The sequence below is a fragment of the Pinisolibacter aquiterrae genome (genome assembly GCF_019160155.1).
Taxonomy (GTDB): domain Bacteria; phylum Pseudomonadota; class Alphaproteobacteria; order Rhizobiales; family Ancalomicrobiaceae; genus Pinisolibacter; species Pinisolibacter aquiterrae.
The window spans coordinates 245,803-252,582 of record NZ_JAFNIH010000018.1; the positions used below are offsets into that span (position 1 = coordinate 245,803).

Annotated in this window: 5 protein-coding genes; all 5 read left to right on the forward strand. The window is 63.6% G+C overall.

What is annotated here, in order from left to right:
- The first annotated feature begins 6 nt into the window (after positions 1-6).
- The 5 genes from J3S89_RS04225 to J3S89_RS04245 all read left to right on the forward strand — a co-directional run bounded on the left by J3S89_RS04225 (position 7) and on the right by J3S89_RS04245 (position 6,321).
- Complete coding sequence (locus J3S89_RS04225) at positions 7-1,749, forward strand: type I restriction-modification system subunit M (RefSeq protein WP_217926220.1); 1,743 nt, start codon at positions 7-9, stop codon at positions 1,747-1,749.
- The gene (locus J3S89_RS04230; RefSeq protein WP_217926221.1) at positions 1,746-2,120 is read left to right on the forward strand and encodes a hypothetical protein; all 375 of its coding nucleotides are present in this window, start codon (positions 1,746-1,748) and stop codon (positions 2,118-2,120) included. Before J3S89_RS04225 ends, J3S89_RS04230 begins: the two co-directional genes overlap by 4 nt.
- Positions 2,117-3,442 (forward strand): restriction endonuclease subunit S, encoded by a 1,326-nt coding sequence (locus J3S89_RS04235; RefSeq protein WP_217926222.1) that lies wholly within the window; start codon positions 2,117-2,119, stop codon positions 3,440-3,442. Before J3S89_RS04230 ends, J3S89_RS04235 begins: the two co-directional genes overlap by 4 nt.
- The gene (locus J3S89_RS04240; protein WP_217926223.1) at positions 3,439-4,542 is read left to right on the forward strand and encodes a Fic family protein; all 1,104 of its coding nucleotides are present in this window, start codon (positions 3,439-3,441) and stop codon (positions 4,540-4,542) included. The genes J3S89_RS04235 and J3S89_RS04240 overlap by 4 nt, the downstream gene beginning before the upstream one ends.
- 411 nt (positions 4,543-4,953) lie before the next feature.
- The gene (locus J3S89_RS04245; RefSeq protein WP_217926224.1) at positions 4,954-6,321 is read left to right on the forward strand and encodes a type I restriction endonuclease; all 1,368 of its coding nucleotides are present in this window, start codon (positions 4,954-4,956) and stop codon (positions 6,319-6,321) included.
- Positions 6,322-6,780 lie beyond the last annotated feature (459 nt).

Genomic DNA, 6,780 nt, shown 5'->3' on the forward strand with positions numbered 1-6,780 from the left:
AACTCCATGAACCAGCAAGCTCTTTCGGCGTTCATCTGGTCGGTCGCCGATCTCCTGCGCGGCGACTACAAACAGTCCGATTACGGCAAGGTGATCCTGCCCTTCACCGTTCTGCGACGCCTCGACTGTGTGCTCGCCCCGACCAAGGACGCCGTGCTGGCCGAACTGGCGGCGAAGCAGGCGCTCGACGTCAACCCCGAGCCGTTCCTGCTGCGCAAGGCCGGGCAGAGCTTCTTCAACACCTCGCCGCTCGACCTGCCCAAGATCGTCGGCGACGCCGACCACGTCCGCGACAACCTCTTCGGCTACATCGCCGGCTTCTCGGCCTCGGTGCGCGACATCTTCGAGCGGTTCGAGTTCGCGGTGCAGATCGAGACCCTGGCGAAGGCGGGGCTCCTCTACCTCGTCACCGAGAAGTTCGCCAAGGTCGACCTTCACCCCGATGTCGTCGACAACCACCAGATGGGTCTCGTCTTCGAGGAGTTGATCCGGCGGTTCGCCGAACTCTCCAACGAGACGGCCGGTGAGCACTTCACCCCGCGCGAGGTCATCCGGCTGATGGTCGACCTGCTCTTCGTCGAAGACGACGAGGTGTTGTCGAAGCCGGGCGTGGTGCGCTCGATCTACGACCCGACCGCCGGCACCGGCGGCATGCTGTCGGTCGCCGGCGAATATCTCGCCGAGCACAATCCGAAGGCTCGCCTCTCCGTCGCCGGCCAAGAGCTGAACCCGTCGTCCTATGCGATCTGCAAGGCCGACATGCTGATCAAGGGGCAGGACGTCGAGGCGATCGCCTTCGGCAACACCCTCTCCGACGACGGCCACCCTTACGAGAAGTTCGACTACATGCTGTCGAACCCACCGTTCGGGGTGGAGTGGAAGAAGGTCGAGAAGGAGGTGCGGCGCGAGTATGAACGCGACGGCTTCAACGGTCGCTTCGGGCCGGGACTGCCGCGCGTCTCTGACGGTTCGATGCTGTTCCTCTTGCACCTCGTGTCGAAGATGCGGGCTCCGGCGCAGGGCGGTTCGCGCTTCGGCATCGTGCTGAACGGCTCGCCGCTGTTCACCGGCGGGGCGGGGTCGGGCGAGAGCGAGATCCGCCGCCACATCCTGGAGAACGACCTGCTCGAGGCCATCGTCGGCCTGCCGACCGACATGTTCTACAACACCGGCATCTCGACCTATGTCTGGATCGTCTCGAACCGCAAACCGGCGCACCGCAAGGGCAAGGTGCAACTGATCGACGCCTCCGCCATGTGGCAGAAGATGCGGAAGTCGCTCGGCGCCAAGCGCAAGGAGCTGTCGGAGGCGCACATCGAGGAGATCACCCAGCTCTTCGGCGACTTCGCCGAGGCCGAGAAGGACGGCCGGCCGATCAGCCGCATCTTCGACAATGCCGACTTCGGCTATCGCACCATCACGGTCGAACGCCCGCTCCGCGACGAGAAGGGCAAGGTCGTCGTCGGCCTCAAAGGCAAACAGAAGGGCAAACCCCAGCCCGACACGTCGCTTCGCGACACCGAGAACGTGCCGTTGAAGGAGGACGTCGAGGCCTATTTCGCCCGCGAGGTGAAGCCGCACGTCGCGGACGCCTGGATCGATCACGACAAGACGAAGATCGGCTACGAGATCCCGTTCAACCGCCACTTCTACGTCTTCGAGCCGCCGCGCCCGCTCGCCGAGATCGACGCGGACCTGAAGGCGGTCACGGACCGCATCAAGGCGATGATCGAGGGGTTGGGGGCATGACCGGCGAAGAATTCCGTGACGCCATCCTGGCGCTGATCGACGCTCATCCGGCATTGTCGCCGTCGAAGGCGGGGCACGCGAAACATGCCTTGCGCTTCGTGACGACCTCCGGTCAGCCGCTCGCAATCGAACCCGACCGCCAGTCGTTCCAGAACCTGTGGGTTCGAGCCGACGGGGTGAATGCGCGCCGGCTTTCCGACATCGAGAGCCGGCTCTACGACCACACCACCTTCGAGGAGAGCAAGCCGAACCACAATCTGTTCGGCGAAGCCGCATTCAAGGACGCGGATCTGATCTGCTTCAAGGTGGTGACGATCTGGGAGGCGGTGCGCGTCATCGCGGAGGTGGCGGGCATGGGAGATCGCCGATGACCCTGCCGCGCTATTCCGCCTATCGCGACAGCGGCGTCGAATGGCTGGGCGAGATGCCGGCGCATTGGACTACGGTCCGACTGGGCGCGCTCTTTCGGGAGGCGGTCGAGGAGGGGTGCGAGGGACTGCCCATCCTCAGTGTCTCCATCCACGATGGGGTGTCCGATCGCGAACTGGCCGAAGAGGAGATGGACCGCAAGGTCACCAGGAGCGACGACGTCACCAAGTATCGTCGCGTCGAGCCGGGTGACCTCGTCTACAACATGATGCGCGCTTGGCAGGGCGGCTTCGGAACTGTCACCGTTTCCGGCATGGTCAGTCCCGCCTATGTGATCGCACGGCCGACGACGGGCCTCGCCACGAGCTTCGTGGAACAACTTCTGCGGACTTCGGCGGCGGTGGAGGAGATGCGGCGACTGTCCAAGGGCGTGACCGACTTCCGCCTTCGCCTCTACTGGGACGAGTTCAAGACGCTGAAGATCGCGGTTCCCCCCGAGCACGAGCAAGCCACCATCGCCTCCTTCCTCGACCGCGAGACGGCGAAGATCGATGGGTTGGTGCGCGAGCAGGAGCGGCTGATCGAGCTTCTCGCCGAAAAGCGCCGCGCCGTCGTCTCCCACGCCGTCACCAAGGGCCTCGATCCCAACGCCCCCATGAAGGACAGCGGCATCGACTGGCTCGGCGAGGTGCCTGCGCATTGGGAGGCTTACGCTCTCAAACGGTTCTGGTCGGTCTTGGACTGTAAGCACGTCACGGCGGAGTTCGTCGACGAGGGGATCCCTGTCGCCAGTATCCGTGAAGTTCAAAGCCGCTATGTCGATCTCGGCACGGCGAAAATGACGACGGAGGCTTTCTACGAGCTGTTGATCGGCGAGGGGCGGCGACCCGAAGTTGGCGATCTGCTCTTCAGCCGGAACGCGACCGTTGGTGAGGTGGCCGAGGTCGCCGATTGGCATCCACCCTTCGCGATGGGGCAGGACATCTGCCTGTTGCGCAAATCGGCTCCCGAGTTTTCGAGTGCCTATCTTCGACACGTACTGAAGGCGGCGAGCACCATCGACCAACTGGCTTGCGTGATGATCGGGTCCACGTTCAAGCGGGTGAATGTGGAAGAAATTCGCGCTCTCATGGTGCCGATGCCACCTGCCGACGAGCAGCACGCCATTTCCACTCATCTCGATGCGATCACCGCCAAGTTCGACGCCCTCACGACCGAAGCCGAGCGCGCTGTCGCCCTCCTGAAGGAGCGTCGCGCCGCGTTGATCTCGGCCGCCGTCACCGGCAAGATCGACGTGCGTGGGTTCGTCGAGGAGGCGGCATGACACCTTGGGAACCGAACGACCTGCCTCTCTCCGGTCTCGATCTCGGCCGTCTCGTGCGCAAGATCGGCCCGGCCAATGCCGCGCTGGCGCGTTACGACGGGCTCCTGAAGAGCGTCATCAATCCCTCGGTCATGCTGTCGCCGCTGACCAACCGTGAAGCCGTGCTGTCGTCGAAGATCGAGGGCACCCAGGCCACGGTCGACGAGGTGCTCGAATACGAGGCCGGCATCGACTTCACCGGCGAGAAGGTCGCCGACATCCAGGAGATCGTGAACTACCGTCAGGCGCTGATGGAGGCGCGCGAGGTGCTGGCCGATCGGCCGATCACCCTCGGGCTGATCCGCCAGATGCATCGCGTCCTGATGAACTCCGTGCGCGGGCACGACAAGACGCCGGGCGACTTTCGACAGGATCAGAACTGGATCGGGGCGCCGGGTTGCACCATCGATCAGGCGACCTTCGTGCCGCCCGCACCGCTGCGGCTGCGCGACCACCTGGAGGCGTTCGAGACCTATATCGCATCGGACGACATCGACGTCCTGGTGCAGGTGGCGGTGGTCCATGCGCAGTTCGAGTTGATCCATCCGTTCAAGGACGGCAACGGGCGCATCGGGCGGCTGCTCATCCCGCTGTTTCTCTTTCAGAAGAGTGCGCTCGGGAACCCGATGTTCTACCTCTCCGAATATCTCGAGGCCCATCGGGAGGTTTATTACGAGCGTCTCAGGGCGATCAGTCGTGAGGGAGACTGGACCGGATGGATCGATTTCTTCCTCGAGGCGATCATCCGGCAGGCGCAGAACAACATCGATCGGGTGCAGCACATCCTGTCGCTCTATGAGGACATGAAGCATCGTCTGGAAGAGCTGACGCGCTCGCAATACACGATCCGTATCCTCGATGCGCTGTTCGATCGGCCGGTGTTCCAGTCGAGCGACTTCATCGCCCGGACCGGGATCCCCAAACAGACGGCCTTGCCGTTCCTGCGCAAGATGCGGGAGGCCGGCATCCTGCATCCGCTGCGCGAACAGAGCGGCCGGCGCTCCGCCATCCTGGCATTCAAGGAGCTGCTCAATTCCGCCGAAGGTCGGCGCGTTCTGTGACACGAGTATCGTCGGCCATACGAGACGGGTCTCGTGTACCGAAAAAGCGGAAATGCGATACTCAAGAGGACGCCCTGGGACGACAGCGGACGTGTACCAGCCACCATACACGACGTCGCTCGTGTATGGATTTTCTGGAAATCTAATAAACAAATGGGTGTGCATCTCCATTTGACGGCCATTTGATCGGAGGGGCAGGGGTGCCCGAGGTCGTTGCGAAAAACGCAAAAAATCAAAGTCGGTCGAACCGCGCTTCATTTGATGGCCATTTGCGGAAGAGGGACGAAGAAGGAACAGTCACGACGAGAACGTCGACCTCCGCCTCCCCGCGGTGACGCGGGTTCGCGTCGAGGTTAAGAAAGGCGAAGCCACGTTGCTCTACGGGTATCGGAGGTGGAGTGGGAGGTCTCGATGAGCCTGCACAAGGAAGTCGCCTTCGAGATCGGGATCTGCGAGGCCCTGGCGAGGGGCGGCTGGCTCCATGCCGAAGGGGACGCCTCGGCCTACGACCGCGAGCGCGCGCTGTTTCCCTCCGACGTCGTGGCCTGGGTTCAGGCGACGCAGCCTCGGGCCTGGGACGCTCTGGTGAAGGGCAACGGCTCGAACGCCGAGCGCGTTTTGCTCGACCGTCTTCGTCAACAACTCGACCAGCGCGGGACGCTCGACGTCCTGCGGCACGGCTTCGAGGTCGTCGGTCTGCGCCATCCGATCGCGATGGCGCAGTTCAAGCCGGCGCTCGCGATGAACCCGGACCTTCAGGCGCGCTTCGCCGCCAATCGTCTGCGCGTCGTTCGGCAGGTGCGGTACTCACTCGCGAACGAGAACGCGCTCGATCTGGTGCTGTTCCTCAACGGTGTGCCGGTTGCGACCGTCGAGTTGAAGAGCGACTACACCCAGCGCGTCGAGGACGCCGTCGATCAGTACCGCTTCGACCGAGATCCCGCGCCGAAGGGCAAGGCACCGGAGAGGCTGCTGTCGTTTCCGAACGGTGCGCTCGTCCACTTCGCCGTGTCGAACTCGGCGGTGCGGATGACGACGTGGCTTCAGGGCAAGGACACGTTCTTCCTGCCCTTCGACAAGGGCAACGGCACGGCGGCGGGCAATCCGCCGAACCCGAACGGCGCCCCCACCGCCTACCTCTGGGAGGAGGTCTGGGCGCGTGACAGTTGGCTCGAAATCCTGGGGCGCTACATCGTCGCCGAACGCGACGCGAAGAAGCAGGTCAAGAAGCTGATCTTCCCGCGCTACCACCAGCTCGCCGCGACACGGAAGCTGGTCACCGCCGTACTCGCCGAAGGGCCGGGGCAAAAGTACCTGATCCAGCACTCGGCCGGGTCGGGCAAGACCAACTCGATCGCCTGGACGGCGCACTTCCTCGCCGACCTGCACGACGGGGCGAACCACAAGCTCTTCGACACCGTGCTGGTCGTCAGCGACCGCACCGTGCTCGACGCTCAGCTTCACCGAAGCCGGGGCCGGGGCCGTTCAGGACAAGGCCCGGGCACTCCTCGACGAGATCATTGCGAGGGTCAACGACCTCTTCGCCGGCGAGATCACCGACGAAGACAAACTCATCTACGTGAACGGCGTCATCAAAGGGAAGCTGTTGCAATCCGAGATGCTCGTCGAGCAGGCGATGAACAACTCGAAGGAGCAGTTCGGCAACTCCCCCGACTTGGCGCAGGAGATCATGGACGCCATCATGGACGCCTTCGCCGCTCACTCCAGCATGAGCAAGCAGGCATTGGGGTCCGAGCACGTTCGGCAGGGCATCCGTGACGCGCTTCTGGGGCCGGGACAGCTTTGGGAGGAGCTTCGTGCGCGGGGCGGAGCTTCACCCGAGGCGTGACCCTCGGAGAGGGCCGCTCCCCTAGAGATGTGCAATCAATTGCATTGATCCGGGATCGATGCGACGTTCACGGTATCGGGGCGCCACGGCTTCACGTGGCCCTTGCACTTCTCGGCACGATTTCCGCGGCATCTTTTGCAATTGATTGCAATGCAAGGAAATTCTACGCGACTTCAAAATCTTGCATTCGGTCGCCCAACGAGTACGCTCGCCTCAAGTCATTACCGGCACCGTGGCAGGGATGTTACGGGCGAGATTGCTCGTGACGTGCTCCCCATTTTCCTGCCGGTCATAAGTTTGGTCCGGCGGTGATCTGGCCCTGATCGGACCGGGTGGCGAACACCGACGGCGCGAGGCCGCCGAGGCTCGAATGGGGGCGGAGGGTGTTG

What these genes read in the sequence shown, in the direction of transcription:
- J3S89_RS04225 (WP_217926220.1), top strand. Translation starts at nt 7, where the DNA reads ATGAACCAGCAAGCTCTTTCGGCGTTCATCTGGTCGGTCGCCGATCTC.
- J3S89_RS04230 (WP_217926221.1), top strand. Translation starts at nt 1,746, where the DNA reads ATGACCGGCGAAGAATTCCGTGACGCCATCCTGGCGCTGATCGACGCT.
- J3S89_RS04235 (WP_217926222.1), top strand. Translation starts at nt 2,117, where the DNA reads ATGACCCTGCCGCGCTATTCCGCCTATCGCGACAGCGGCGTCGAATGG.
- J3S89_RS04240 (WP_217926223.1), top strand. Translation starts at nt 3,439, where the DNA reads ATGACACCTTGGGAACCGAACGACCTGCCTCTCTCCGGTCTCGATCTC.
- J3S89_RS04245 (WP_217926224.1), top strand. Translation starts at nt 4,954, where the DNA reads ATGAGCCTGCACAAGGAAGTCGCCTTCGAGATCGGGATCTGCGAGGCC.